The following is a 25,515-nucleotide window of genomic DNA, read 5'->3' on the forward strand; positions in this document are numbered from 1 at the left end:
CCGTGCCTTGTGGCCCAGGCCGGAGCCTGCCAGCTCCCTCTCCAGTACTCCCTCCAGCTGCTGTCCACTCTCCATCATGGCCCAACAGCCTACTTCTCCCGTCCTATCCCCTGCCCTATTTTTTGGGTAAGTATGAGCCCAGAGGGAGAGGGAGGAGTGGAGGCGCATTCAGTGGGAGGCAGTCGTCTCCCTCATGAGAAGCGCAGCCGCCCCACCGCGCGCAAGCTGCCCGTCACCACTCCCCGAGTGTTGCGCTGCAGCGGCTCCACGTGGTGCCCCAGTTCCTCCATCGGCACCGACACGCGCCGCTCGTACCGCTCGAAGAGCTGACGCAGCACCTCCAGCAACGCTGGCGGCGAGCACCGCATGTCCCCGTCCTCCACCTTCAGCGAGATGCCCAGCCCCAGCGCCGGCACCGCCGCGCTGTAGATGCCCTCCGCCCCCACCTTCGCCAGCACCCCCCCGCGCCCCGCCGCCATCAGCTCCGTGCACAGCCGCCCCGTGCCCGCCACCAGCTCCGGGTGCGCCCACATGGCCTCGCGCAGCCGCTTCGCCGCCTCCAGCTCCGCCACGCCGAAGCGCGCGTACGCCGCCGCCATGGCCCTCAGCGGCAGCCCGAAACACACCGCCGTGCACCCATCCACCGCCTGCAGCAGCGAGCCCGCCGGCAGCCCCGTCCAGTGCGCCACCTCCTCGAGAATGCGCGCCTGCACCGGGTGCCCCGCGCGCTCGTACCCCTCCGTGGGCCAGCCGTGGTGCTTCGCCAACGCCAGCATCCCCGCGTGCTTCCCCGAGCAGTTGCTCCACCTCGGCGTGATGACCGTCCCCGTGCGCAGCGCCTCGTCCGCCACCGCCTGCGACAACGGCGGATGCGGCCCGCATGCCAGCTGCGACTCCTCACAGCCCGCGGCCCTCAACATGCCCGCGCATACCTCGCGGTGCAACGGCTCGCTCGAGTGCGAGGCACACGCCAGCGCCAGCTCCCTCGGGCCGAAGCCGAAGCGGTCCGCCGCCCCGTCCCGCACCAGCGGCAACGCCTGGAAGGCCTTCGCCGCCGAACGCCACAGGGAGACCCGCTCGGGGTTGCCCGCCGACGCCACCAGCTCGCCCCGCGCGTCCACCACCGCCACGGACACATGGTGCACGGACTCGACGTAGCCGGAGCGCGTCGATTCGATCTGAAGAGAGGACATGTCGCCCCGCGCATAGCAGGTGTCCCGCCTCTTTGCCTCGCTCCCGATGGCTCGCTCCCCCGCCTCCCCTCCCCCAGGGGCGAAGGGATGGGTTGGCGGGTGCCACCGGCCGCCCGACATTGAGGGAAGGCACACCCCCTCATGAGCCCACCTCAGGAGCCCATCATGGCAGGCAAGTTCAGCAAGACCACGACACCCGGCAGGGGCTACACGGACGCCGTCACCCAGTCCCGGCCCCCCACCGACTCCTCCGGACGCGGCGTCCCCGACGAGCGGCGCGCCTTCTCGGAGCAGCGCGAGGGCCTCTTCGCGGGCAACGCGGATGACGACACCGTCACGGGCCGCAAGGCCGGTGACGGAGCCGACCCCACCCACACGCCTCCCGGTCTGTCCGCCGAGGGAGCGGGCGGCCCCGAGGATGCTGGCACGGAGAGCGACGAAGCACCCAGTGGCCGCGTGCAGGGCGGGTAGTCCACCAACACATAGAGAACTCATGCCAGGACAGGCCCTCTCGCGATTACTGGACCGCCTCCCCTTCGGGAGGAATGTCATCGACGGCGTCCCCGCCGCACCACCCCAGCACCTGCCGCACCGGGAGCCCACCCAGGTCCACCAGGGCTTCGAGTCGCTGCCGGCCGCCGATGGGCCGCGGCTACTCGGCAACGGGACCACGCTGCTGGTGCACCATCCCCGGCCGCGCCCGCCCCGGGACCACGTGCTCCGCGTGATGACGTACAACATCCTCCTGGGCGGCGAGCGCCGGGCCCTGCTCGAGGCCTACTTCGCCTCGATGGAGGAGCTCGGCCGGATGCCGGACGTCATCGCGCTCCAGGAGGCCAGTCAGCCCACCGCCATGGAGCTCGCGCGCGACTACGGCTTCCACCTCGTCTACCAGGGCCGCGACGTGGCCGGGCCCGTCATCAACGGCAAGGCCATCCTCAGCCGCCACCCCATCCTCGAGGCCGCGCACTACACCTATGCCTTCCCCGAGGACGCCCGCGCCGCCGCCATCGCCCGCCAGGGCTTCGTCGGCGAGCTGGACGAGGACCGCGGCGCCCTCTTCGCCCTCATCGACGTGCCCGGCACCCACGTGGCCCTCTACAACGTGCACCACACGCTGGGCGACAGCGGCATCAACGCCGGCCAGCTCTGGCAGCTCCAGGCCACCCTGCACGCCCGCGATGGCATCCCCTCCATCGCCCTCGGCGACTTCAACGCCAACATCAACGTCAAGCACCACTACTCGCTCCTGCCTGGCCCCATCCGCAAGCACGAGCCCACCGAGACCGTGAAGGACTACGAGTCGCGCTACGGCAACGTGCACCCCAGCGTGGGCGACTGGGGCGTGGGCAACATCGGCGACGTGCGCGTGCGCCGCGCCCTCCACGCCCTCGAGCACGAGCTGCCCGACCCGCTCCGCCGCGCCCGCGAGCTGCGCGTGCGCCTGCCGGATGGTTCCTTCATCAAGCCCGACGAGGCCCGCGCGAAGCTCGTCGCCGGCTGCTGCGCGAAGAACTCCGAGCAGTGGCTGCGCCTCCAGGACGTGGCCGACATGTCCACCCTCAACTCGCTCCCCAATGGCCAGGGCGTGGTGCCCGCCACCGGCAAGCGCTTCGACACCTTCTTCGCCTCCCGCCAGCTCGAGCCCCTCCTGCTCGAGGTGGACCACTCCACCGACGCGTCCGACCACCTGCCCTCCGTCGCCGACTTCCAGCTGCGCGGCCTCCGCCACTGAGCCGGCCCTGGTAGAAAGGGAGGCCCACCCTCCCGGAGGACAGCCCACCCGTGGTCCGACTCTTCGTCCCGCTCCCCGAGCCCGCTCCCCCCGAGGTGACGCTCTCGGGCGAGCGGCGCCACTACCTCGTCCACGTCCTGCGGCTCGCCGAGGGCTCCTCGCTCGAGGTCTTCGACGGCGCGGGCCGGGCCTTCGAGGCGCGCGTGGCCTCGCTGGACGCGGAAGCGGTGCGCCTGGTGCTCGGCGAGGCCCGGCTCACCCCTCCGCCCCGCCCGCTCCACATCCTCCAGGGGCTCCCCAAGGGCGACAAGCTGGAGTGGGTGCTGCAGAAGGGCACCGAGCTGGGCGCCACCGCCTTCCACCCCGTGGCCACCGCCCGCAGCGTGGTGAAGCTCGAGCCCAAACGCGCCGAGGAGCGCACCACCCGCTGGACCAGAATCGTCGAGGAGGCCGCCCGCCAGTGCCGGCGCAACGACGTGCCCGTCGTCCATGTCCCCTGCCCCCTCGTGGACGCGGCACGCTCGCTCGCCCCCGGCACCACCCTGCTCGTGCTCGACGAGGAGGAGTCCGCCGTGCCGCTCGGCGAGGCCTTCCGCTCCTGCGCGCCCGGCGCGCCCGTGGCCCTCGTGGTGGGCCCCGAGGGCGGCCTGGCCCGCGAGGAGGTCTCCGCGCTCCGGGCCCTCGGCGCCCGGCCCGTCACGCTCGGCCGCCGCATCCTGCGCACCGAGACGGCCGCCCTCGCCGCGCTCGCCGTCATGGGCTTCCTGGACGGAGAGCTCGGTTAGCACTCGGCCAGGAGCCGGGAGGACGGGCCCCCGCCGCCCGGCGTCTGCCCACCGCGTGACGCCGTCCCTATGTTTGCTCCGCAACGGCGCCCTCATCCCGAGGGGCCACAGAGGGAGCGGCTTCCATGGCCATCTACGCCTACGCGCTCATCGGAATCATCGTGGGCATCCTCGCGCGGATCGCCCTGCCCCCCACACGCACCGTAGGGTTCGTGGGCAGCGCACTGCTCGGCGGAGTGGGCGGCATCATCGGCGCCCTCCTCAGCTCCATCTTCGCGCCCGTGAGCATCACCCGCGGCATCCACCCCGTGGGCGTCGTGGTGGCCATCCTCTTCTCGGCCCTGGTGTCCATCGGGGTCATCGTCGGCACCCGGAACCGGAACTTCGCCTGAGCGGACGTCCAACGGTGTCCAGGCAGGGAACCCCGGCTTCCGGCGGTTTTCTTGCTCCCGGCTCCAGGACGGCGTTTCATGGTGCTACAGCCTTCTCCATCCGGGAGGAACCGTTGTCCAAGTGCCTGAAGTGCGGAGCTCCGCTGCCGCCTGTAGGGGACTGCCCCACCTGCGCCGCCGCGTCCCAGCCCGCGGCCCGGGCCGTCCCGAGTTTTCTGGACAAGGAGATCCAGATCGACCGCCGCCGCCCGGATCGTGACGCGCCGGCGATACCCGGCCCCGCCGCGCCTCCCGCCACCCCGCCCGGGATGACCGCCCGCGCGCCGACGCCCCCCGGCATGAACCCGGCGGCCCCGCGTCCCCAGGCTCCGGCCCCCCAGGCCGCGCCTCGCGCTCCGGGTCTGCCCGTCATGCCTCCGCGCGCGCAGGCTCCGGCTCCCGCCATGGCCGCGGCCCCCGCGCCCCGGCCCCAGGCTCCCGCCGCTCCGGTGCCCCAAGCCCAGGCCGCCGCGCCCCGTCCTCCGGCTCCCGCCCAGGCCGCCGCGCCTCGTCCCATGGCGCCTCCGGCTCCCGCCGTTCCGGTGGCCCAGGCCGCCGCGCCCCGTCCTCCGGCGGCGCCCCCGCAGGCCCCCTCCTTCCACCTGCCCGGCGTCGCGGCCCCGGCCCCCGCCCCGCGCGCGAACACCCCGGCCTTCGGTGTGGCCCAGGCGTCCGCCCCGGGTCTCCCCGTGATGCCTCCGCGTCCGCAGCAGGCCACCCCGGCTCCGCAGAACATGCCCGTGGCGAAGGCGGCCGCTCCGCTGGACCTCTCCCTCGAGGAGGACTCCTTCCCCGTCGACATGGAGGAGTCCGAGCCCGCCGCCCCGCCGCCGCCCGTGGCCGCCGCTCCCGTCCGGAGCCCGGCGCCTCCCGCTCCCAAGCTGGCGGGCCCGGTGTCCAAGGAGACGGAGATCCACGCCCGCCCGGCCTCGCTCTGGCGCCGGTTGCTGGCCCTGGGCATCGACACCGGCGCCATCGCCGGAGTGGCCGCGCTCTACCTCATGCTCGCCTCCTCCGTGGCCGGCGTGCAGGCGCCCCAGACGAGCCTCTCGGGGCTCGACGCCATCGTCGTGCAGATCCGCGCCCTCCAGTCCGTGCTGCTGCCCGGCGCCGCCCTCCTCCTGGTGCTGTCGCTCGTCTACTGCGCCGTGTCCGCCTTCCTCTGGAATGGCCGCACGCTGGGCCGTCGGCTGCTCGGGCTGAGGCTCGTGGACACCCACGGCCTGGCCCCCGCGCCCGGCCGCGCCATCGTCCGCGCCATGCTCGCCACACTGTCCTTCGGGCTCTTCCTGGCGGGCTTCTGGATGGCCCTCTTCGACCGCCGCGGCCAGACGCTCCACGACAAGCTCACCTCCACGTACGTCGTCCAGCCGAGCTAGTGCACCCCCGAGCCGATGCAGGGATTCGTTGTGCCTGCCGGCCGCGGCCGTAAGATGCCGCGTCCCCCATGCCTTCCCATCTTGCCCACACCCTGATCGCGCAAGGCCTCCTCCCCCAGGACAAGGCCGAGGAAGCCTTGCGTCATCAGACGGCGCAAGGTGGCTCCATCGACACCGCGCTGATGGAGCGCCGGCTCCTCCCCGAGCCCCAGGTGCTGCACGCGCTCGGCGAGGCCTCCGGGCTGCGCCCCGTCAACCTGGCCGACTTCGAGCCCAACGCGGACGTCGCCTCCTTCATCCCTCCGAAGATCGCCGAACGCCTGTGCGTGGTGCCGCTGTCGCTCGATGGCACCACCCTGCACGTGGCCTGCGGCTATCCGGTCCCCAAGAAGGAGCTGGAGGAGGTGGGCTTCCTCCTCGGCAGACCCCTGGAGCTGTGGGTGGCCACCGAGGTGCGCGTCCGCGAGTGGATCTCCGTCATCTACCGGCAGCCCCTCTCCCCGCGCTACACCGCCCTGCTCACCGCGCTCGACCCCGAGCGCATGGGCGCGGCGGCTCCTCCGGCGCCCCAGCCCGTTCAGCCCGCGCAGCCCGCCGCCGTCGCGGCTCCGGCCCCCGCTCCGGCACCGAAGCCCGCCCCCGCGCCCGCTCCGCCCCCCAAGCCCCCGGACGACGCGGCCCTCACGTTGGAGATGGTGGAACGTCTGGCGCGCTCCGTCGCCGCCGAGCCCTTCCCGATCGCTCCTCCGCAAATGCAGCCGCAGCAGCCGCCACAGCCGCAGCAGCGGCCCAGCGGCGCGCCTCCTGCCCCGGCTCCGGCCGCCGCCGCTCAGCCCGCGCGCCCGGCGGCTCCCCCCGCGCCTCCCGCCTCCGCACCGCCCGGCCCCGCCACGACGAACCCGGCCGCCATCCGCGAGCCGCTGCGCCTGAACATGCCCGAGCCCGCGCGTCCCGCGGCTCCGCCTCCGCAGGCCCAGCCCGCTCCCGCCGCGCGCCCCGCCGCCGCGCCTCCGCAGGCCCAGCCCGCTCCCGCCGCGCGTCCCGCGGCTCCGCCTCCACAGGCCCAGCCCGCTCCCGCCGCCGCGCGTCCCGCGGCGCAGCCTCCGCCCCAGGCCCCGCCCGTTGCCGCGCCTCCCGCGCCGCAGCCCGCCGCTCCCGTGGCGGTCCAGCCGCGCCCGCAGCTCGAGCCGCGTGCTCCCGCGCCCGCCGCGCCGCAGTCCGCCCGCGACGACGTGCCCGAGTGGACGCTCGCCCAGGCCCGCGCCGCCCTCAAGGAGTCCACGCGCGACCGCGATCGCCTCATCGACACCGCCCTGCGCTTCGGCCGCCGCACCTTCGACTACGTGGCCGCCTTCGCCGTGCTGCGCGGCGCGGCCGTGGGCTGGGACGCGCGCGGTGACGGACTCGCCAGCGAGCAGCTCTCCCTGGTGTCCATCCCGCTCGACGCCTCCAGCGTCTTCCGCACCGTGGCCATCACCCGCGGCAGCTACGCGGGCCCCATGCCGCCGGACAGCCTGACGAAGCACTACCTGGAGCTGTTCGGCCGCCAGCCTCCGCGCACCCTCTTCCTCTACCCGGTGGAAGTGCGCGGCCGGCTCGTGGCCGTCCTCTACGGTGACTGCGGCCAGAAGCCCATCAGCCAGCGCCGCCTGTCCGACTTCATCCTCTTCTGCCAGGACCTGCCCGCCGCCTTCCAGGAGCTCATCCTCTTCCGCAAGCAGCGCCTGGGCGAGCTGCGCAACGCGCTGGACTTCGACGTGGACGTGGACGTGCAGCCCGCCGCCAGCACGCCCACGGCCCCGAGCGCTCCGGCACCCGCCATGGCCGCGGGCCTGGGGTGGAGCCCCTTCGTCAACCGCACCGCCAACGCGCTGGGCCGCGCCGCCTCCATGGCGCCGCTCGTCATGTCCCAGGAGGAGCGCCCGCCTCCGGACTTCGGCCCGCTGCTCAAGCGCCTCACCGGCCCGGACGCCAACCAGCGCGCGAGCGCCATGGCCGAGCTGGCGCGCTCGCCCGAGGCCAGCGCCAAGGTGCTCGCCACGCACTTCCCCGGCCCCACCGCGTGGAGCCGCCTGCCCGTGGTGGAGCTGCCCGAGGCCGATGAGCTCGGCCCCATCCCCGGTGCCCTGTCCCGGCTCGGCCGGCCCGCGGCCCAGGCGCTGGCGCCGCTGTTGGACTCGAGCGACGCGGACACGCGCTACTTCGCGCTCCTCACCGCCGGCAGCCTCCCATACGTGGAGCTGGTGGACGGCGTGCTGCGCGGCCTCTTCGACTACGAGCCGGACATCTCCAGCGCCGCGCGCGTGGCCGCCGCCGCCCTCAAGCACCTGCCCCGCCTGGACGCCGCCCGCAAGGAGCTGCGCCAGGAGCTCACCAGCCGGGACGCGCTGCGGCGCTCGCTGGCGGCGCGCGCCCTGGGCACGCTGCACGACCGCGAGTCCATCGAAGGCCTCATCCACCTCACCGGCAGCGACGACGAGATGTGCGCCCAGGCCGCCGCCGAGGCGCTGCGCGAGGTGACGCGTGTCACGCTCGGCCTGGACACGCGCGCGTGGACGGCGTGGTGGGCGGAGAACCGCGGCCGCCGCCGCGCCGACTGGCTCGTGGCCTCGCTGCGCCACCCGGAGCTGGACGTGCGCCTGGCCGCCATCGAGGAGCTCAGCCGGGGCCTCAATGACACGCTGGGCTACTACGCCGATGCGCCCGACGCCGAGCGCGAGGCGGCCGTGCGCCGGTGGGAGGCCGCGGTGGCGGACCCCGCCCGGGCGCGCCGGTTGTCCCTGCTGTAGTTCGCGAGTGACGTGACGGAGAGGACCCGATGACACAGGCGTGGATCAGCCTCGGGGCCTGCGCGGGGCTGCTGGCGCTGGCGGGCCTGGCCCTGGTGCGCGTGGGGCGCAGTGTGCTGGCACTGCCGCTGTCGGTGCTGTGCATCGCCCTGTCCACGTGGAACTTCGCGGACTTCGCGCTGGCGCACTCGGGCGGACCGGGCTGGCGCTTCATCGCCACGGCGGCGGCGCTGATGAGCGCTCCGTCCGCGCTGCACTTCATCCTCTCCTTCGTGGGCGAGCGGCGCCGGCTGGCGGCGGCGATGTTCTCCGCGTACGCCGTCTTCGGGGTGCTGGCGGCCACGGCCGTGGCGGGCCTGGGCTCGACGCGCGTGGCCGAGGCGGTGGGCTCGCGGGGCTTCGTCCTGACGGTGCTGGCCTTCACGGCGCCACTGCTGCTCGGGGGCTTCACCCTGCTCACCCAGCACCTGCGCCGCGAGGTGCGCGCCACCGAGCGCACCCGGGCGAGCCTGATGCTCGCGGGGCTGGCGCTGCTGGTGACGCTGCTGGGCACGGACCTGGTGGCGGTGCTGGGCCAGGAGGTGCCGCGCCTGGGCAACCTGGGCACGCTGCTGGGCCTGCCGGCCATCGCGGTGGTGGCCCTGCGCCTGCGCCTCTTCGGACAGGAGTTGTCCAACGTCCACGCGATGTACGCGCTGCTGCTGGCGCTCGTGGGCGTGCTGGCCTACCTCGCCATCTTCCAGCTCTTCGCCGCGCAGTACGGCGCGCTGGTGGTGGGGACGGCGGCCGTGACCCTGACCCTGCTGGCCATCATGCGCCGGGGCGTCATCGCCTTCGTGGCCCAGCGCGAGCGGCTGGAGCAGATGGCCACCCTGGGCCGCTTCTCCGCGCAGATGGCGCATGACCTGAAGAACCCCATCGCCGCGCTCAAGGGGGCCGCGCAGTACCTGAAGGTGGAGCACTCGCGGGGGCAGCCCTGGGACGACAAGGGCGAGTTCCTGGACCTGCTGCTGGAGCAGGTGGAGCGGCTGGACCGGGTGGTGAGCACCTACCAGCGCCTGGGCCGGGTGGAGCCACTGAAGCAGCCGCTGGACCTGAACCAGCTGGCGGCGAGCGTGCTGTCCCTGCAGACCTTCACCGGACGCCCCGAGGTGGAGATCCACCGCGAGTTGGCGGCGGACCTGCCGCGCTGCACGGGGGACTGGGACCTGCTGGCCAACGCGGTGGAGAACCTGGTGCGCAACGCCTTCGAGGCCATGCCACGCGGGGGCACGCTGACGCTGCGGACGAAGCTCGACGGAACGGGCGTGGCGCTCGGCGTGGAGGACACGGGCGAGGGCATGAACGCGCGCACGCGGGAGCGGGCCTTCGATGACTTCTACACCACCAAGGCCACGGGGAGCGGGCTGGGGCTGGCCTTCGTACGGCGGGTGGTGGAGGCCCACGGCGGCGAGGTGACGCTGACGAGCCACGAGGGACGCGGCACCACCGTGACGCTGCGCCTGCCGGTCTCCGACTCGCCCGCTGGAGAGCCCGTGCCGGGAGAAGCGGAACCCTGGCCGGGTTAGTCCCCCTGTGCCGGCAGCAGGAGAGCCGCCGGAGCAACGAAGTGCCCCCCATCCGCCTTGGCGCTGAACCGGAGGACCCGGGGGACCCGACCTCCCGGGCCTCACGACATGCCCGCGAGGAGCTCGGGGCGCCGGGCTACGGCGCCAGACACTGCGGCGCCTGCCCGAAGAACTCCTCCGGACCGGCGAGCATGACGGCGGTAACATTCGTCAGGCTCATGAGCTGGAGCGCCAGGGCCACCGGCTCCTTGGACTGAGCCACCGGCGTCTCCTGGCCGGGCAGATAAGCGGCGAACAAGTCCGGCGCGAGGGCCGCGACCGTGCCCAACGGCGCCTGGTCCATGACCGGAATCACGCCCCATACGCCGAAGGGCTCTGCGTGCGGCCACTTGTTCTCGAGGCAGAACCTGAAGCACGCGGAGTCCGCCCATCTCCTCGCATCCTCCCACGACAGATCGGAGTAGGCGATCACTTCCGTGGAGGCACCTCCACACATGCACTGCAGCCTGGCCTCATACTGCTTCTTCGCCCAGACAGGAGGCTCCTTGCCTGCTGGGTTATAGACGGCGATGGTCCCCGCCCCACCAATGTTGGCGGCCTTCGCGACCGGGGTTCCCACCCAGCTCACGAGCAATCCCAGGGTCATGAAAAGACGCGCCACCCAGGTCCACTGACTCCGCTGATGCATGGTCCGCTCCCACAATAAGAGTCAAGAGAACTACACTCCCATTGTGACATGAAAGCCGCGCCGTTGGGCCGGGGGAGGAGGAGAACGACCGCGCGCCGTCGGCGCACACGTTGCTGTTGTTCTGGCTGTCGATGACCATCGCGTAGGCCCGCCCCTCCAGCAGATGCGGGCCACAGGCGGGGCCGCCCATGTCGAATCCCGGTAAGGAAGAGCGGACGCTCGAACCGACGCTCGCGCCAGAACCCACCGCTCCACCCGCTCTGGACGGCACGCTCCCGGGCGAGGAGTTCCCGGTCCCTCACTGGGACCGTTACGAGTTCCTCGCGCCACTGGGCAGCGGAGGCATGGGCGAGGTCTACAAGGCGAGGGATCGGCGCCTGGGCCGCGTCGTCGCGCTCAAGTTCATCCGGGGGGCGGACCCCGACAAGGTGATGCGCTTCCTCCAGGAGGCCCGCGCCCAGGCGCGCATCGACCATCCCCACGTGTGCAAGGTGTACGAGGTCGGCGACGTGGCCGGGAAGGCCTATATCGCCATGCAGCTCATCGGGGGCGAGCGGCTCGACAAGGCGGCCCAGGGCATGTCCCTGCCCGAGAAGGTGCAGGTGATGAAGGAGGCCGCCGAGGCCATCCACGAGGCGCACCGGCTCGGCGTCATCCACCGGGACCTCAAGCCCTCCAACATCATGGTCGAGCGCGGCGAGGACGGGCGCTGCTTCCCCGTCGTGATGGACTTCGGCCTCGCGTACGACATCGGCCAGGGGCACGGCCTCACGCAGACGGGCGCGCTCATGGGCACGCCCTCGTACATGGCACCCGAGCAGGCCCGCGGCGACGTGCGCGGCATCGACCGCCGCTCGGACGTCTACAGCCTGGGCGCGACGCTCTACGAGCTGCTCACCGGCGTGGTGCCCTTCACCGGCGACTCCATCCTGGGCACGCTGCAGAAGGTGCTCCACGAGGAGCCCCCCGCCCCGCGCACGCACGTGCCCCAGCTCCCGGGCGACCTGGAGACCATCGCCCTCAAGTGCCTCAACAAGGAGCCCGAGCAGCGCTACGCCTCGGCCCGCGCGCTCGCCGAGGACCTCGGACGCTACATCGATGGCGAGCCCATCCTCGGGCAGCGGCCGAGCCTCGTGTACCGGCTGCGGCGGCGGGCGCGGAAGCACCGGGCCCTGGTGGCCGTCTCGGCGGTGTCCCTGGCGAGCATCCTCGTCCTCTCCGCCTTCGGTGCGCGCTCGTGGCTGGAGGCCCGCACCACCCGGCAACGCTCCGAGGAGCGCGCACGGCTGGCCGGGCAGCTCGGGCAGCAGGTGAAGGAGATCGAATGGTTCCTGCGCGCGGCCTACACGCTGCCCCTGCACGACACCAGCCGCGAGCAGCAGCTCGTGCGCGAGCGCATGGAGCGCATCCGCTCACAGCCCCATGAGCTGGGCGGCCTCGGCGAGGGGCTCGTGCACTACGCGCTGGGGCGCGGCTACCTGGCCATGCACGAGCTGGAGCTCGCCCACGAGGAGCTGACGCGTGCGCAGGAGAAGGGCGTGGACTCCCCCGAGCTGCACTACGCAAGAGGCCGCGTGCTCGGCGAGCTGTACCACCAGGCCCTGGAGGACGCGCGCAACAGCGGCGGCAAGGAGTGGGTGGCCCAACGGCAGCGCAGCCTGGAGAAGCAATACCTGGAGCCCGCGCTCCAGTCGCTCGAGCGCAGCAGGGACCTGGACCTGGAGTCGCCCCGCTACCTGGAGGGGCTCATCGCCTTCTACCGCCGGGACTACGACGCGGCGGCGCGGCTCGCGGCCCAGGCGGCGGCGGAGACGCCCTGGGTGTACGAGGCCCGGAAGCTCGCCGGAGACGTGGCCTACACCCGGGCCATGGAGCACCTGGAGAAGGGCGAGTACGACCCGGCGCGCACCGGACTCGAGGAGTCGGGCCACCTGTATGAGCAGGCCATCGAGTCCGGCCGGAGCGATGCGCGCAACTACGAGGCACTCGCGGAGGTGTGGCTGCAGCAGTCGGTGATCGACTCGCGGCGGGGACTCTCGCGCAAGGCCTCGCTGGAGCGAGCGCTGGAGGCGGGTGACAAGGGCCTCCACGCCTCTCCGCTGCGCGCCTCGGGGTACACGAAGAAGGCCCAGGTGCTGATGCAGTGGTACCGGCTGATGAACTTCGAGAAGGGCGGGCTGGACCCCGAGCCCATCCTCACCGAGTGGACCGCCACCGCCGCGCGCGCCGTGAAGCTGGACCCTCGGGACGTGTACGCCTACGACATGCTGGGCTACAGCCACTTCATGCGCGCGCTCCGGCTGGCGCGGGAGGGCGCGGCGCCGGATGCCTCGTGGGACGCGGCCATCTCCTGGCTCGGCAAGGCGCTGGAGCTCCAGCCCGAGTACCCGTGGGGACACAACGACCTCGCGCAGGTCTACCGCTGGAAGGGCAATCACGAACGGGAGCACGGCGCGGATCCACGCGAGTCGTACGCCCGGGCCGAGCACCACTTGAACCAGGCGGCGCACAGCGACCCCGCGTACCTGCTGGCGCACACGAACCTGATCGAGCTGTACAGCGCGAAGGCGGCGTACGAGCTGTCGCGCGGGCTCAACCCCCAGGAGGACGTGGACAAGGCGCTCCAGGCGGGTGAGCGGGCCCTCGCGCTCGACGGCAACTACTACCTGGCGCTGAACGGGGTGGCGCTCACGGAGCTGACGCTCGCGCGCTACCTCGTCGCCAGCGGCGGAGACCCGCGCCCGAGGCTCGAGCGGGCATTCCAGTACCTGGAGCGCTCCGCGGCCATCAACGCCACCTACGGGCGCACCCCGCTCTACCGCGCCATGGGACACCTCGTGGAGGTGGAGCACACGATGCGGGACGGCCGGGAGCCCACGGCGTCGCTCGAGGCGGGGCGGCGGGCCCTCGCCGAGGCCTACAGCCATGACTCCGGTTGGGTCGAGTGCCGGCTGGTGGGCTCGAGGCTGGCGCTCGCGGAGGCGGCGTGGGCGAAGCGGCGGGGACTGACGGAGCTGCCGCTGCTGCAACAAGCGCTCGCGGAGGCCCGGCGCGCCGTGGAGATGTATCCCTATTACGAGACCCACCAGCAGCTGGCGCGCGTCTACTGGCGGCTGGCGGAGGCGCTGCCCGCGAGCAGGTCGCCCGACGCCATCTTCGAGGGCCTGGCGCAGGTGGACCTGGCACTCCGGCTCAACCCGAACCTGGCGCACGCCCAGGCCCTGCGCGGAGGCCTGCTGCTGGCCCGGGCGCGGACGATGCGCGAGGCGGAGCGCCCCGGCACCGTCCGCGAGGCCCGGGCCGCGCTCGCCCGGGCCCTCGAGCTCAACCCGCTGCTGTGGCGGGAGTACGAGGAGCCGCTGCGCGAGGCGGAGTCAGGGCAGCGTTGACGGATCCTCCACGGGGCCGGTGAAGATCTTCCCCTGCAGGGTGAAGTCCTCGGGCGTGCACGGGCCCACACCGTAGGTCTTCAGGTTGTTGGGGTTCTGCCCCAGCCAGGGCTCGGCCGTCGGACGGCGGCGGTTCTTCGTGTTGAGGCACACCGCGCCGAGCGGGCTCCAGAGGGCCTCGACGCGATCGATCGAGTCCTGCGGTCTGGCGAAGCCGTACTGGTCCCGCCTGAAGATCTTCGTGCCCCGCTTCGTGTAGCTGCGCCAGTCCCCCTTGCCGACGAAATAGGCGGCACGCTTCGCCTGCAGACAGGACTGGAAGACGTAGTTGCGAGTCTCGTCCAGTACGCCCGTGGCGGGAGCCCAGGGCGTGTAACCCCAGGCCAGACACGTGACGATGGAGCCCTGCTCGCAGCCCATGGTGGTCACGGTGGCATCGTCCTTGACGTAGCCCGTCCTGCCACTGACGCGCAGCCTGGGGAGGAAGGAGACGACGGTCTCGTCATCCCCCGCGCAGTGCCGTTGCCAGGTGCTGCCCGGGCGGAGCTCGCGGTACTTGAGCGTGTAGCGGTGCACCCCATCCTTCGCGGTCTTTTCCTTCTGGTCGGTGAAGAACCGCATGTCGTAGGAGATGAGCTGGGTCGCATCTCCATGTCCCATCGGCATGGAGCTGAGGCTGAGGATCACCTTGCTCACGTCGTCCCCCGTCAAGGTGTACGCCACATCGTTCAGCCGGTACTTGATGGTGAGCTGGGTCCGGTCTCCCTCGACCGCGAGCAGATACACGGGCGAGGAGTCGGCGGCGAGCCTGGCCGAGACCGGATACTCGATGACGCTGAACGCACCGTTCAGATAGCGGATGGCGAGCATGAGCCCCTTGGGCCTGTGGATGAAGGCTTCCGGGCAGAAGAGCCGCTGGTCGCCGGCCATGAAGCAGTAGTTGCCGCCCTCGGCGGTGTAGAGGCCCTTGGCGTTGCCATTACCGCCCGGGTCACAGTTCCCCGTGGGGCACTCGTCGGTGACAGTGATGCCCGCGAGCAGGGCCTTGTCGATGCCGCAGGTGGGCCCACCGGGGCAGGCCGAGACCGGGCCCGTGCCGGGGTCCGTCGGCCGGATCACCTGCTGGCACGCACCGCATCCGCTCGCCACGGTCACCAGGGCCATGCAGATGAACCATGCCGTCCACCGCCCGCCGGCCTCGCGGGTACCCACTCGCCGTGTCTTCGTCGTCTCCATATCCATGATGAGCTCCCCCTCGTGCGGCGGCAGGGGCGGGCTTCCCCCCGACCGCGAACCCACCCACGCCGCCGCGAACACTGGTTGGCGGGCGGCTTAGCCAAAGGCATGCCAGCACGTCAAAGCATGGGGGGCCGAGCAATCCCGGGCACCTACCGCGCCCGGTGAACTGGAAGACGCGTGGCTGCGCGCGGGTGGCACGGCACGTGGCACAGGTACTGGCACACCGAGCCGTGCCAGACACACCGGCCTATAATGCCCGCGCATGGAACAGGACGGGTCGACCCTCAAGCCGAGCGGAATTTTGAATGACATGAGTCCCGCCGTGCCGCGCGTCCCGGGTCTGATGCGGCTGTTCGCCGCGGGAACGACAATGGCGGTGGCCCTGCCGCTGAAGGGGGGCGAGTTGGAGCTGGGACGGGGCTCTCCGGCGCTGGGCGAGGCGCAGGACCCGCGGATGTCCCGCCGCCATGCGCGAATCCACTTCGACGGGCGGCGCTTCTGGGTCACCGACCTGGGCAGCCAGAATGGCACCTTCGTGGATGGCGAGCCCGTGCCCGCCAACACGCCCCGCGAGGTGCAACGGGTCATCCGCATGGGGGACTCGCTCTTCGTTCCCAGCGCGGATGTGTACCCGCTGGAGCAGCGTGGCGTGGTGAAGCGGGAGGGCTTCATCCGAGGCCCGGCGCTCCAGGCGCTGCTCGACGAAGTTTCTCGCGCGGCCCGGCTCGGCTTCCCGCTGCACATCCACGGCGAGAGCGGCACGGGCAAGGAGGGCGTGGCCCGTGCGTTCCACGAGAACGGGCCGCGCGGCACGGGCCCCTTCGTGGCGGTCAACTGCGCGGCGATTCCCCAGAGCATCGCCGAGCGGCTGCTCTTCGGAGCCAAACGCGGCGCCTACTCGGGAGCAGACGCCGACGCCCCGGGCTACCTCCAGACGGCGGACGGCGGGACGCTCTTCCTCGACGAGGTGGTGGAGCTGGACCTGGCGGTGCAGGCGAAGCTGCTGCGGGCACTGGAGACCAAGGAAGTCCTCTCGCTGGGAGCGGCGAAGCCGAAGGTGGTGGACATCCATATCTGCTCCGCGAGCAACCGGGATCTGCGCGCGCTGGTGGCGGCGGGGAAGCTGCGCGAGGACCTGTACTTCCGCATCGGCCGGCCGGAGGTGGCGCTGCCACCCCTGCGCCAGCGGCCCGAGGAGATTCCCCTCCTGCTCCACCGCGAGGTGCGGCAGGTAGAGCCCCAGCTGACGCTGCACTCGTCCTTCGTGGAGGCGTGCCTGATGCGGCCCTGGCCGGGCAACGTCCGGGAGCTGCTCGTGGAGGCCCGCAGCGCCATCCAGGCGGCGCTCATGCAGGAGGCCCCGCGCGTGGAGGCCCGCCACCTGAGCCCGAGCGCCGGCACCGCGTTCGGCGCCGCGGTGCCGGCCCCTGCCCCACCCTCTCCACCGCCAGAGCACCGGGAGCCACCCAAGGAAGCATCGTCGCGGGCGAAGCCGCTCGACACGGACGAGCGGACGCGCATCGAGGAAGCACTGCGGCAGAACGGAGGCAATGTGGCCGCCACGGCCCGGGCGCTCGGCATGCACCGCACGCAGCTGCGGCGGTTGCTCGAGCGCCACGCCCTCTCCGCTCCCGACGACAACGAGCAGGAGTAGGCGGGTCGCTGTCCCTGCGCACCAGTCCGCGCTCGGCGACGTGCTGGAGGTGCGGCTGGGAGCCGGGGTGCAGCGCCCTGACACCTCGGGGTGCTCGAGAGGTCAGGCTACACACGGCCCGCTCGTTTGCCTCGGGGGCGGCCCGCGCCGGGCGGAGCCGTCCGTTGCGCGGGTGCGGTCTCCGGCGCCACGGCGCGCAGCACGAGGTCCACCACGTCGCCCGCGGTCCGCCCCTGAATCGGCGCGTGCCCGAAGAGCACCCGGTAGTAGAGCGGCGCCGCCAGCAGGTCGAGGACGAGCTCGACGTCGATGTCCCCGCGGATGTCTCCGCGCGCGACCCCGCGGGCCAGCGCGGCCGCCATGGACGCTCGCCGCGTGGCGAAGACCCGCTCCCGAAACGCTTGCGCCAGTGCCGGCTCCACGGCCAGGTCCGCCACGAGCCCGGGCAGCGCCCGCCCCACGGCCCCGGCGAACGCCGCCGTGAGCGTGGACAGCCCGGACACCAGATCCTCCCGCGTGTCTCCCGTGTCCGCCGCCGGCGCCTCCCCCATCGACCGCACGAGCGTGTCCACCACGAGCTGCGGCTTGCCCGCCCAACGGCGGTAGAGGGTGGGCCGCCCCACCCCGGCCCGCTCCGCCACCGCCTCGAGCGACAACGCGCCATAGCCTCCCTCCCGCAGCAGCGCCAACGTCGCCGCGCGCACCTCCTCGTCGATGCGCTCGTCCCGAGGCCGTCCCGGCGCTCGCCGGGGCCCGGGCCCGGCCGCCGCCCCCCGTGCTTTCGTGTTTCGGCGTTCCATGGCCATCCAGTCTACGACCTCCTCCACTTCTCCTTGATTTCGTTACAGCGTGTAACTTAATCAAGGAGCAGGAGGTTTTGACCATGCAGCAATCCCCGATGCACGAGGAGACGGCGCGGCCTTCACCGGGTTGGCCGGTGGCTCAAATCCGTATCGCGCGCCCGACCGACAAGCTCGACGAGGTCGTCCATTTCTACCGGGAAGGGCTCGGCTTGAAGGTGCTCGGCTCGTTCACCGGGCATGCGGGCTATGACGGCGTGATGCTCGGCCTGCCCGGCGCCGGAGTCCATCTGGAGTTCACGCGCCATGCGCAGGGCAGCCCCGGACAGGCGCCGTCGCGCGACAACCTGCTCGTGCTCTACATCCCCGAGCGCGAGGCCGCCGCGCGAATCATCGCGCGCCTGGCGGCGATGGGCTACCCGGAGGTGGAGCCCGAGAATCCCTACTGGAAGGGACGGAGCACGACGATCGCCGATCCCGACGGCTGGCGCGTCGTGCTCTTCGACGGCGTCTGGGCTCCATCCCCCGAATGAGCCGGGTGAGTGGGCACGCCGAACACAGGCGTGAGCAGACTGTTCACGTCACGGAACCCGCGGGTGCGGTGCCGGCGGCTGCTGGCACCGGGCCGGGCAGCGTCAGCCTGAACCCGATGCGCCCCGCGGTCTGCCACACCTCGGCCTCCCCACCGTGCCGGACCATGATGGCGCGCACGATGGACAGGCCCAGGCCGTTGCCTTCGCCCGAGCGAGCCGGATCGGCGCGGTAGAAGCGGTCGAACAGGCGGGGCAGGCTCTCGGGCGGCACCGGCTCGCCTTCGTTGACCACCTCCAGCACCGCGCCCGCTGCATTGGCGCCGGCTGCGGCCCTCAGCTCGACCACGCTGCCCGGCCGGGCATGGCGCACGGCGTTGGACAGCAGGTTGGCCAGGGCGCGGCGCAGCAGCTGGGGTTCGGCCCACACCGGGGCGTCGCCGTGGCACACGATGCGAACGCCGCGTTCCTCGGCGAGGTCGGTGAAGTAATCGGCCTGCCGGGCCAATTCCTCCGTCCCCGACAGGTGCTGGCACCGCAAGGGCTCGTTCTGCGCCTGGTGTTCGCCGCGGGCCAGGAACAGCAGGCTATCGACCATGCGGTTGAGCCGCTCGAGCTCCAGCAGTTGCGACTCCAGCAACCGCGCGTGTTCGGCCTCGGTGCGCGGGCGGCTGAGCATGACCTGGCTCTGTCCGGTCAGCGTGGCCAGGGGGGTGCGCAGCTCGTGGGCCAGGTCGGCCGCGAACTGGTTGAGCCGGGCATAGCCGCTCTCCAGGCGGGCCAGCATGGCATTGAGGCCATGCACCAGCGCGTGCAGTTCGGCCGGGGTGTCCGAGGCATCGAGCCGCAGGGCCAGGCTCTGCGGTCCGATGACAGCGGTCTGGGCCTGCAGGCGGCGCAAGGGCGCCATCCCGCGCCAGATGAGCCACAGCACCAGCACCGCCGCCAGGCCACCGGCGCCCAGGCTGGCGGCCACGATGTGTCGCCGGTAACCGGCCAGCAGGGCTTCGCGCTCCGGGTACAGGCGGGCCAGCCGGATCTCGACCGTGGCGTCGCCCAGCCGGGCCCAGGCGTTCACCGCTGCCGCCGGCGCGCCAGCGGGTGACGACCAGTGCCGGATGTCGGCCACGGTCGCCTCGCGCTGTACCGCCACCGGCGGCAGCTGGGGCAGGGCCAGCCCCACCGGGTTGATGGCCAGCAGCAGGCCACCGCCGTCGGCCGGGGCGGCATGGATCTCGATGAGGGCATTGCTCTCACCGCTCATGGTGTCGCGCAGGTACTCGGTCTGGCTGCGCAGCATGGCCTGCGTGCCGCTGTGGCCCAGCAGCTGGCGCAGCTGCCGCAGCTTGCCCAGCAGTTGCACGTCGTCGCGCTGGCGCAGCTGCTGCTCGAACGAGCGGTACAGGTAGGCGCCGAGCACGGCGCTGGCCACCGCCGCGATCAGGGCGCACCACAGGCCCAGCCGCACACCCAGGGACAGGGGCCGCTTCATTCGCGCAGCTCGCAGATGTAGCCCATGCCGCGCACCGCATGGATCAGCCGGCCGGGCACCGGGTCGTCGATGCGCAGCCGCAGGCGCCGCACGGCCACATCCACCACGTTGGTGTCGCTGTCGAAGTTCATGTCCCAGACCTGGGAGGCGATCTCGGGGCGCGACAGCACCTGGCCCTGGCGGCGCATGAGCAGGTGCAGCAGGTTGAACTCGCGGGCACTGAGGTGAATGCGCCGCCCTGCCCGCGTGACGGTGCGCGCCGGCACGTTCATGCGCAGGTCGTCCACCTCCAGCAGTTCCTCCTCGCGCAGCGGACCGCGCCGCAGCAGGGTACGGATGCGGGCCAGCAATTCGGCAAAGGCGAACGGCTTGACCAGGTAGTCGTCGGCGCCGAGCTCCAGGCCGCGCACCCGATCGGCCAGCGCGTCGCGGGCGCTGAGAAACAGCACCGGCGTCTGGCGGCCCGAGGCGGTCTCGCGCAGGCGCCGCAGCACGTTCCAGCCGTCCATGCCGGGCAGCATGACGTCGAGCACGATCAGCGCGTAGGCCTGCTCGGTGGCCAGGTGCAGACCGGTGTGGCCATCGCGCGCCACGTCCACCACGAAGCCGGCCTCGCCCAGGCCCTGCTTGAGGTAGTCGCCCGCACGGGGCTCGTCTTCCACCACCAGGATGCGCAATGGTTTCTCCTTGCTCCGAGGACGCCCAACATGCCGCAAACGCGCCCGGTGGTGGATGACAAAGCTGTCATCGACCGGTCAGCGTCCGGGCAGCGCCCGCTTTCTACAGTGAGCGCATGAACACACGACACCTCTCCCTCCTGGGCCAGACGGCACTGCTGGCCCTGCTGGCCGGCAGCGCACACAGCGCGAGTCCGGCCCTGGATCTGCCCACGGCCGAACGCCTGGCCAGCACCGCCCGCGCCCGCTGCGCGGCCCTCGGCAAGGACATTGCCGTGGCGGTGGTGGACGCCGGCGGGCAAGCCCTGCTGCAAAGCCGCGGCGCCAGCGTGGGACCGCACAACCTGGAAGCGGCCCGGCGCAAGGCCTTCACCTCGCTGTCCACCCGCCAGCCCACGCTGCAGCTGGGCCGCCAGGCCCGCAGCCAGCCAGACACCGCCGGCCTGCAGTACCTGCCCGAATTGCTGCTGCTCGGCGGCGGCCAGCCGCTGCGGCAGGACGACAGGGTGATCGGCGCCATCGGCGTGGCCGGCGGCGGCGGTCCGGAAAACGACGACGCCTGCGCCCTGGCCGCGGCGCGAAGCCTTCAACCCTGAGCCTCTTCGCGGCTCGCCATTTCTTCAACCTGGAGTCACACCATGCGTCTGCATCTTGCTGCCCCTCTTGTGATGTCTGCCTCTCTGCTGGCCACCGCACCGGCGGTGCTCGCCGCTGGCAACGCACCGGCCACCAATCCCCTGAGCGTGCATGTGCTCGATCTGCGGACCGGCCAGCCCAGTCCTGGCGTACGGGTGGAACTGGAGCAGCGCCTGCCCTCGGGCTGGCAGCCGCTGGGCAGCGCCGTCACCGACGAGCAGGGGCGCATCCGTGCCCTGGTGCCCGATGCAAAGCTCGCCAGCTGGGGCGCCGGCGAATACCGCGTGATCTTCCGCACCGGGGAGTTCTATGCGCGCCAGAACCAGACCACCTTCTTCCCCGAAATCCCGGTGGTCTTCCGGGTGGACAGCGCCCGCCAGCACTACCACGTGCCGTTGCTGCTCAGCCCCTTCGGCTTCTCGACCTACCGCGGCAACTGAGGCCTTCAGGCGGCCGGGTTCTCCACCAGCAGGGCGATGCCTTGGCCGCCGCCCACGCAGGCCGAGGCCACGCTGGCCTTGCCCGAGAGGCGCAACTGGCGCGGGCGGTGGCCTTCCAAACAGGGGGAGAGGCTCCGCCAAGGCCCGGAGTCTCAGCGGCCTCCACTGTGCGGCCCTCGACGCGAGGAAGGGCTTCATGAAGCCGCGCCCATTGCGGTAGCGTTCCCCCCACTCATCCAGAGGGGGGGAGTCCATGAAGAATCATCTGCGCGGGTGGCTCGCGCTGGGAGCGATGGCCGCCTGTGTCTCCACGAGCGCGGGCTGCCGCCGCGGCGAACCGGCGCCAGCACCCGAGAAGCCCGTCACCGTCGCACCACCCACACCACCCAAACCGCTGCGCGTGGCGCTGACCGGTTCCTATGTGCCGCTGCACTTCCCGCGCGCGGGACAGATGGAGGGCTTCGAGGCGGACCTCGCACAGTTGATCGGCCAGCGGCTCGGGCGGCCGGTGGAGTTCGTCAACCCGCGCACCATGTCCCTGGACAGCGTGAGCGCCCTCGCCCAGGGCAAGGTGGACCTGGGGCTCAACTCCATCTCTCCCACCGAGAGCCGGCGGCAGCAGGTCGACTTCACGCAACCCTACGTGATGATCTCCTACCGCTTCGCCGGGGCGGAGTCCTGCGATGAGCTGGTGCCGGATGACGCCGCGGCGCTCGCCGGGATGACGGGGCGGGTGGCGGTCCCCAAAGGCCCCGCGCTCGAGGCCGCGCAACGCGTCCTGCCCCAGGCGACGCTCATTCCCACGGCCTCGCCCAAGCTGGCGGTGGCGGCGGTCCAGGCGGACGAGGCCGACTGCGCCCTCGATGAGGACGTGGGCCTCCTGCAGGCCCTCCAGGGCACCTCCCTGCGCATCGTCGGGGTCGAGGTGGATCAATCCCCGCTGGCCATTGCCGTCCCCAAGGGACAGGCCGCCACCTACGACGCGATGTTGCGCGACCTCCAGCCCCAGCTCGCCGAGCTGATGTTCAAATGGCAGCCGGGCCAGATGAAGGCGCCCATCCCCGGACTGGCGGAGTCCGAGAATCTCGGCGTGCTGTGCAACGTCCAGGCTCAAGAGGTGGAGCTGCGCGCGGCCCCCGAGTGGTCCGCGCCGGTCCGCGAATCCTGGCCCTGCGGGACGGTGGTGGAAGTCCTGCGGGAGAGCGAGAGCCGCACGCCGGCCCGACAGGACGACGGCGAGCTCTTTGGCGGCCTGTGGTACCAGGTGCGAATCGCCGCCCATGGCAAGCGCGGGTGGGCCTACAGCCACGATCTCTTCAAATGGCTCCGCGCGGACGATGCGGACTTCCCGACGACCACGGAGATCGACCGGGCGCTGATGGGCCGCAAGGTGGCGGGCCGGTATGTCTTCGGGCTCGCGGTCGACCAGTACTCGCCGAGCAGCGAGGACGATGGCCCCGAGATGGATGAGGACCTCGCCCTGCCCTTCCTCTACATGAAGGGCGCTCCGTTCGTCGCGCCGCTCCACCTTCCCGCCCGCCACGACACCCAGTGGGCCCACCTCCCCGATTCCGCCCGGTGGATGTACCTGGTGCTCAACTCCGCGGGGGGCTCGAGCAGTCCCAAGTCCATCTCCTCCAGTCCCATGGGGTTGGTCAGCTACAAGATCCACATGAAGGTGGGCATCGGCTACCAGGAGGGTGGAGCCAGGGCGACGCTCACCGGGGAATTCGCCGAGAACACGCCCCAGGTGAGCCTGACTTCCATTTCCAGAGACGAGTGAACACGAGGTCCCCGCCATGGATGACATCTCCACCCACTTCAACCCGATGGCTCCCGATCAGATCCGCGATCCGTATCCGCTCTATGCGCGGATGCGGCGGGAGCGGCCCGTCTTCCACAGTCCCATGTTCGACCTGTGGGTCGTCAGCCGTTACGCGGACATCGCCGAGGTGGAGCGGGACACCGCGCGCTTCTCCTCGGTGGGAGCGCTCGATGCCAGGGCCGAGCCGCACCCCGAGGTGCGCGCCGTGCTCGCGCAGGCGTATCCCCGGTTCCTCTCCCTCGTGCAGAGCGATCCCCCGGACCACGCCCGCGTCCGTGCCGTGTTCGGCAGGGCCTTGAGCGCCCAGCGCATCGCGGCGATGGAGCCCACCATCCGAGCAACGGCGGACGCGCTCATCGACGGCTTCATCCGCGACGGCAAGACGGACCTCATCCAACGGTTCGCCTACGCGCTGCCGGGCTTCATCATCTGTGACCTGCTCGGGGTGCCGCGCTCCGACATGGAGCAGCTCAAGCGCTGGTCCGATGACAAGACGCTGCTGATGTCGGCGACCGCGCCCCTCGAGCAGCAGGTCCAGAGCGCGCACGGCTTCATCGCGATGGAGCGCTACTTCCGGGAGCGGATCCACGAGCGGCGGAGCCAGCCGCGCGAGGATCTGCTGACGCTGCTCGTGCCGCAGTCGTTGGGCGGCACCGCGCCGCTGAGCGAGCAGGAGGCGGTGTGCAACGCCATGGACCTGTTCGCCGCCGGCCACGAGACGACGACCGGACTCATCGGCAACGGCCTGTGGCTGCTGCTCAATGCTCCGGAGCAATGGAAGGCCGTGCGGGAGGACCCCGGCCTCCTGCCCAACGCCCTGGAGGAGGTGCTGCGCATGGAGTCCCCCATCCGCGGCTTCTTCCGGACGGTGATGGCCGACACCGAGCTGAGTGGAGTCACCCTCCCGAAGGGCTCTCGGGCGTTCATCCTGTACGCGTCCGGCAACCGCGACGAGACCCAGTTCACCGAGCCGGACCGCTTCGACATCCGCCGCACCGAGGCGAGGAAGCACCTGGCGTTCGGCAAGGGCATCCACTTCTGCGTGGGTGCCCCGCTGGCGAAGCTGGAAGGGCGGATCGCCTTCGAGCAGTTGCTGCGGCGGCTGCACGGCCTGCGGCTGCGGACGGACGAAGCCCCGGTGTTCCGGCCCTACTTCATGCTGCGCGGCTTCGAGCACCTGCCCATCGCCTGGGACGTCTGACTCACCCAGCCCGGCAGATATAGGTGGCGCTGGAGCTGACGGCCGACTCGGTTCCCGCGCTGTCGCTCACCTTGAACTGCTGCCGGACCTGCTTGGTGGGCATCCCCGCCACGGGCTCCTCGCAGATGAGCTTCCTCGTCCAAAAGCTGCTCTGTTGCCAGCCCGAGGGAACTCCGTCGGTCTCCAGCTGCCAGTAGGGAGTCAGGGTGCCGTCTCCACCGCTGGCACTGCCAACGCACTGCGTGAACGGCGAGGGCGTGCCGCAGGAGACGGACGCAATGGGGACGCAGGCCTCGCTGACGGAGTAGGAGAACGACCTCGCGCCGTCGGCGCACACGGTGCTGTTGTTCTGGCTGTCGATGACCATCGCGTAGGCACGCACTTCCAGGAGATGCGTGCCACAGGCGATGTCCCCCGCGCTGAAGTACCAGGTCCCGGAGGTGCCGGTACGCGTCTCATAGCTGCGCAGGCGCCCATCGACGTAGTACTCCATCCGCACCGCGTTGGCGGAAGAGGACACGGTCCAATTTCCGCTCGCGGCCATCACCCCCTCGTACGTGCTCGCGCCCTGGAGGCTCAGCGAGGTGACGCTCAACCCGGCACAGAGCGCCCCCTCCATGCGCGCCACGTGCTCGGCGTCCGCTGGCGGCCCGGCCTCCAGGGGACCTCCACAGCCCACCAGCAGCCACAAACCAGAGCAACCAAGGGAAAGAGTTCGGCGAAGCGTCTCGGACATGATCAGCCTTCCATGAAAGGAGTTGGGTTGAAGCGTCAGCATTGGAAAGGAGGGAGATGCACTCACGGAGAGCACATGCCGCCGTCCTGACAGGCGCCGGTGGGATCGCAGCACGAGCCATCCGAGCACGTGCCATTGGGACACCCGCACCAGGCGCACATACAGCCACCGGTGGCGGCACCACCGCACTTCCCCTCACAGCTATCCCTGGGGCACAGCTCGGGCAGGAGCAGCCCGGACAGCAGAAGGCGGAGAGGGGAGTGCATCAAATCCCTGGGCACCGGTGTTCCTCCACGTCAGAATCAGCAAAACGGTAAAAATGCGTTAT

The 25,515-nt window shown here is 71.6% G+C and carries 21 protein-coding genes; 14 read left to right on the forward strand and 7 right to left on the reverse strand.

The window, feature by feature from the left end; all coding sequences use genetic code 11:
• Positions 1-191 precede the first annotated feature (191 nt).
• Positions 192-1,193 carry an asparaginase gene (locus VFZ09_RS25285; protein WP_329730219.1) on the reverse strand — a complete coding sequence of 334 codons (1,002 nt, stop codon included), beginning with the start codon at positions 1,191-1,193 and terminating at the stop codon, positions 192-194.
• Between the two features lie 165 nt (positions 1,194-1,358).
• Here VFZ09_RS25285 and VFZ09_RS25290 point away from each other — a divergent pair, with 165 nt between their 5' ends.
• The 7 genes from VFZ09_RS25290 to VFZ09_RS25320 all read left to right on the forward strand — a co-directional run bounded on the left by VFZ09_RS25290 (position 1,359) and on the right by VFZ09_RS25320 (position 9,880).
• Positions 1,359-1,664 (forward strand): hypothetical protein, encoded by a 306-nt coding sequence (locus VFZ09_RS25290; protein WP_329730220.1) that lies wholly within the window; start codon positions 1,359-1,361, stop codon positions 1,662-1,664.
• 22 nt (positions 1,665-1,686) lie between these two features.
• Positions 1,687-2,928 (forward strand): endonuclease/exonuclease/phosphatase family protein, encoded by a 1,242-nt coding sequence (locus tag VFZ09_RS25295; RefSeq protein ID WP_329730221.1) that lies wholly within the window; start codon positions 1,687-1,689, stop codon positions 2,926-2,928.
• Between the two features lie 50 nt (positions 2,929-2,978).
• Complete coding sequence (locus VFZ09_RS25300; protein WP_329730222.1) at positions 2,979-3,713, forward strand: 16S rRNA (uracil(1498)-N(3))-methyltransferase; 735 nt, start codon at positions 2,979-2,981, stop codon at positions 3,711-3,713.
• A 125-nt stretch (positions 3,714-3,838) separates the two neighbouring features.
• Positions 3,839-4,105, forward strand: a complete 267-nt coding sequence (locus tag VFZ09_RS25305; protein WP_329730223.1) for a hypothetical protein — start codon at positions 3,839-3,841, stop codon at positions 4,103-4,105.
• A 113-nt stretch (positions 4,106-4,218) separates the two neighbouring features.
• Positions 4,219-5,523 (forward strand): RDD family protein, encoded by a 1,305-nt coding sequence (locus tag VFZ09_RS25310; protein ID WP_329730224.1) that lies wholly within the window; start codon positions 4,219-4,221, stop codon positions 5,521-5,523.
• 68 nt (positions 5,524-5,591) lie between these two features.
• Complete coding sequence (locus tag VFZ09_RS25315) at positions 5,592-8,312, forward strand: FrgA protein (protein ID WP_329730225.1); 2,721 nt, start codon at positions 5,592-5,594, stop codon at positions 8,310-8,312.
• A gap of 29 nt (positions 8,313-8,341) precedes the next feature.
• Entirely contained in the window at positions 8,342-9,880 is a 1,539-nt protein-coding gene (locus VFZ09_RS25320) for a sensor histidine kinase (protein ID WP_329730226.1), read from the forward strand.
• Between the two features lie 136 nt (positions 9,881-10,016).
• On the opposite strand, the gene VFZ09_RS25325 is transcribed toward VFZ09_RS25320, so the two are convergent.
• Positions 10,017-10,568, reverse strand: coding sequence for a hypothetical protein (locus tag VFZ09_RS25325; protein ID WP_329730227.1), 552 nt, complete (start codon positions 10,566-10,568; stop codon positions 10,017-10,019).
• A gap of 188 nt (positions 10,569-10,756) precedes the next feature.
• On the opposite strand from VFZ09_RS25325, the gene VFZ09_RS25330 reads away from it, so the two are divergent.
• The gene (locus VFZ09_RS25330; protein WP_329730228.1) at positions 10,757-13,957 is read left to right on the forward strand and encodes a protein kinase domain-containing protein; all 3,201 of its coding nucleotides are present in this window, start codon (positions 10,757-10,759) and stop codon (positions 13,955-13,957) included.
• On the opposite strand, the gene VFZ09_RS25335 is transcribed toward VFZ09_RS25330, so the two are convergent.
• A complete protein-coding gene (locus tag VFZ09_RS25335) occupies positions 13,943-15,199 on the reverse strand; it encodes an ADYC domain-containing protein (RefSeq protein WP_329730229.1) in 1,257 nt (418 codons plus the stop codon). The two genes, VFZ09_RS25330 and VFZ09_RS25335, sit on opposite strands and share 15 nt — an antisense overlap.
• A gap of 307 nt (positions 15,200-15,506) precedes the next feature.
• On the opposite strand from VFZ09_RS25335, the gene VFZ09_RS25340 reads away from it, so the two are divergent.
• On the forward strand, positions 15,507-16,850 hold the full coding sequence (locus VFZ09_RS25340) for a sigma 54-interacting transcriptional regulator (RefSeq protein WP_329730230.1): 1,344 nt from the start codon (positions 15,507-15,509) through the stop codon (positions 16,848-16,850).
• A gap of 107 nt (positions 16,851-16,957) precedes the next feature.
• Here the strand turns inward: VFZ09_RS25340 and VFZ09_RS25345 are convergent, their stop codons facing one another.
• Positions 16,958-17,650 carry a TetR/AcrR family transcriptional regulator gene (locus tag VFZ09_RS25345; protein WP_329730231.1) on the reverse strand — a complete coding sequence of 231 codons (693 nt, stop codon included), beginning with the start codon at positions 17,648-17,650 and terminating at the stop codon, positions 16,958-16,960.
• Between the two features lie 83 nt (positions 17,651-17,733).
• Between VFZ09_RS25345 and VFZ09_RS25350 the strand changes: the two genes are divergently transcribed.
• On the forward strand, positions 17,734-18,183 hold the full coding sequence (locus VFZ09_RS25350; protein WP_329730232.1) for a VOC family protein: 450 nt from the start codon (positions 17,734-17,736) through the stop codon (positions 18,181-18,183).
• 43 nt (positions 18,184-18,226) lie between these two features.
• On the opposite strand, the gene VFZ09_RS25355 is transcribed toward VFZ09_RS25350, so the two are convergent.
• Both VFZ09_RS25355 and VFZ09_RS25360 read right to left on the reverse strand, forming a co-directional pair.
• Entirely contained in the window at positions 18,227-19,672 is a 1,446-nt protein-coding gene (locus VFZ09_RS25355; RefSeq protein ID WP_329730233.1) for a heavy metal sensor histidine kinase, read from the reverse strand.
• Positions 19,669-20,349 (reverse strand): heavy metal response regulator transcription factor, encoded by a 681-nt coding sequence (locus tag VFZ09_RS25360; RefSeq protein WP_329730234.1) that lies wholly within the window; start codon positions 20,347-20,349, stop codon positions 19,669-19,671. Before VFZ09_RS25360 ends, VFZ09_RS25355 begins: the two co-directional genes overlap by 4 nt.
• Before the next feature lie 116 nt (positions 20,350-20,465).
• On the opposite strand from VFZ09_RS25360, the gene VFZ09_RS25365 reads away from it, so the two are divergent.
• The 4 genes from VFZ09_RS25365 to VFZ09_RS25380 all read left to right on the forward strand — a co-directional run bounded on the left by VFZ09_RS25365 (position 20,466) and on the right by VFZ09_RS25380 (position 24,451).
• Complete coding sequence (locus VFZ09_RS25365; RefSeq protein ID WP_329730235.1) at positions 20,466-20,945, forward strand: heme-binding protein; 480 nt, start codon at positions 20,466-20,468, stop codon at positions 20,943-20,945.
• A gap of 42 nt (positions 20,946-20,987) precedes the next feature.
• On the forward strand, positions 20,988-21,425 hold the full coding sequence (uraH, locus tag VFZ09_RS25370) for a hydroxyisourate hydrolase (RefSeq protein ID WP_329730236.1): 438 nt from the start codon (positions 20,988-20,990) through the stop codon (positions 21,423-21,425).
• A 253-nt stretch (positions 21,426-21,678) separates the two neighbouring features.
• Positions 21,679-23,208, forward strand: coding sequence for a transporter substrate-binding domain-containing protein (locus tag VFZ09_RS25375; RefSeq protein ID WP_329730237.1), 1,530 nt, complete (start codon positions 21,679-21,681; stop codon positions 23,206-23,208).
• A 16-nt stretch (positions 23,209-23,224) separates the two neighbouring features.
• Positions 23,225-24,451, forward strand: coding sequence for a cytochrome P450 (locus VFZ09_RS25380; RefSeq protein WP_329730238.1), 1,227 nt, complete (start codon positions 23,225-23,227; stop codon positions 24,449-24,451).
• 1 nt (position 24,452) lies between these two features.
• On the opposite strand, the gene VFZ09_RS25385 is transcribed toward VFZ09_RS25380, so the two are convergent.
• On the reverse strand, positions 24,453-25,187 hold the full coding sequence (locus tag VFZ09_RS25385; RefSeq protein ID WP_329730239.1) for a hypothetical protein: 735 nt from the start codon (positions 25,185-25,187) through the stop codon (positions 24,453-24,455).
• Between the last annotated feature and the right edge of the window lie 328 nt (positions 25,188-25,515).

It is taken from the genome of Archangium sp., assembly GCF_036277355.1.
Classification (GTDB): Bacteria; Myxococcota; Myxococcia; order Myxococcales; family Myxococcaceae; genus Archangium.

What these genes read in the sequence shown, in the direction of transcription:
- VFZ09_RS25335 (WP_329730229.1), bottom strand. Translation starts at nt 15,199, where the DNA reads ATGGATATGGAGACGACGAAGACACGGCGAGTGGGTACCCGCGAGGCC.
- VFZ09_RS25380 (WP_329730238.1), top strand. Translation starts at nt 23,225, where the DNA reads ATGGATGACATCTCCACCCACTTCAACCCGATGGCTCCCGATCAGATC.
- VFZ09_RS25385 (WP_329730239.1), bottom strand. Translation starts at nt 25,187, where the DNA reads ATGTCCGAGACGCTTCGCCGAACTCTTTCCCTTGGTTGCTCTGGTTTG.
- VFZ09_RS25350 (WP_329730232.1), top strand. Translation starts at nt 17,734, where the DNA reads ATGCAGCAATCCCCGATGCACGAGGAGACGGCGCGGCCTTCACCGGGT.
- VFZ09_RS25340 (WP_329730230.1), top strand. Translation starts at nt 15,507, where the DNA reads ATGAGTCCCGCCGTGCCGCGCGTCCCGGGTCTGATGCGGCTGTTCGCC.
- VFZ09_RS25325 (WP_329730227.1), bottom strand. Translation starts at nt 10,568, where the DNA reads ATGCATCAGCGGAGTCAGTGGACCTGGGTGGCGCGTCTTTTCATGACC.
- VFZ09_RS25315 (WP_329730225.1), top strand. Translation starts at nt 5,592, where the DNA reads ATGCCTTCCCATCTTGCCCACACCCTGATCGCGCAAGGCCTCCTCCCC.
- VFZ09_RS25345 (WP_329730231.1), bottom strand. Translation starts at nt 17,650, where the DNA reads ATGGAACGCCGAAACACGAAAGCACGGGGGGCGGCGGCCGGGCCCGGG.
- VFZ09_RS25355 (WP_329730233.1), bottom strand. Translation starts at nt 19,672, where the DNA reads ATGAAGCGGCCCCTGTCCCTGGGTGTGCGGCTGGGCCTGTGGTGCGCC.
- uraH (WP_329730236.1), top strand. Translation starts at nt 20,988, where the DNA reads ATGCGTCTGCATCTTGCTGCCCCTCTTGTGATGTCTGCCTCTCTGCTG.
- VFZ09_RS25305 (WP_329730223.1), top strand. Translation starts at nt 3,839, where the DNA reads ATGGCCATCTACGCCTACGCGCTCATCGGAATCATCGTGGGCATCCTC.
- VFZ09_RS25295 (WP_329730221.1), top strand. Translation starts at nt 1,687, where the DNA reads ATGCCAGGACAGGCCCTCTCGCGATTACTGGACCGCCTCCCCTTCGGG.
- VFZ09_RS25375 (WP_329730237.1), top strand. Translation starts at nt 21,679, where the DNA reads ATGAAGAATCATCTGCGCGGGTGGCTCGCGCTGGGAGCGATGGCCGCC.
- VFZ09_RS25285 (WP_329730219.1), bottom strand. Translation starts at nt 1,193, where the DNA reads ATGTCCTCTCTTCAGATCGAATCGACGCGCTCCGGCTACGTCGAGTCC.
- VFZ09_RS25290 (WP_329730220.1), top strand. Translation starts at nt 1,359, where the DNA reads ATGGCAGGCAAGTTCAGCAAGACCACGACACCCGGCAGGGGCTACACG.
- VFZ09_RS25320 (WP_329730226.1), top strand. Translation starts at nt 8,342, where the DNA reads ATGACACAGGCGTGGATCAGCCTCGGGGCCTGCGCGGGGCTGCTGGCG.
- VFZ09_RS25330 (WP_329730228.1), top strand. Translation starts at nt 10,757, where the DNA reads ATGTCGAATCCCGGTAAGGAAGAGCGGACGCTCGAACCGACGCTCGCG.
- VFZ09_RS25365 (WP_329730235.1), top strand. Translation starts at nt 20,466, where the DNA reads ATGAACACACGACACCTCTCCCTCCTGGGCCAGACGGCACTGCTGGCC.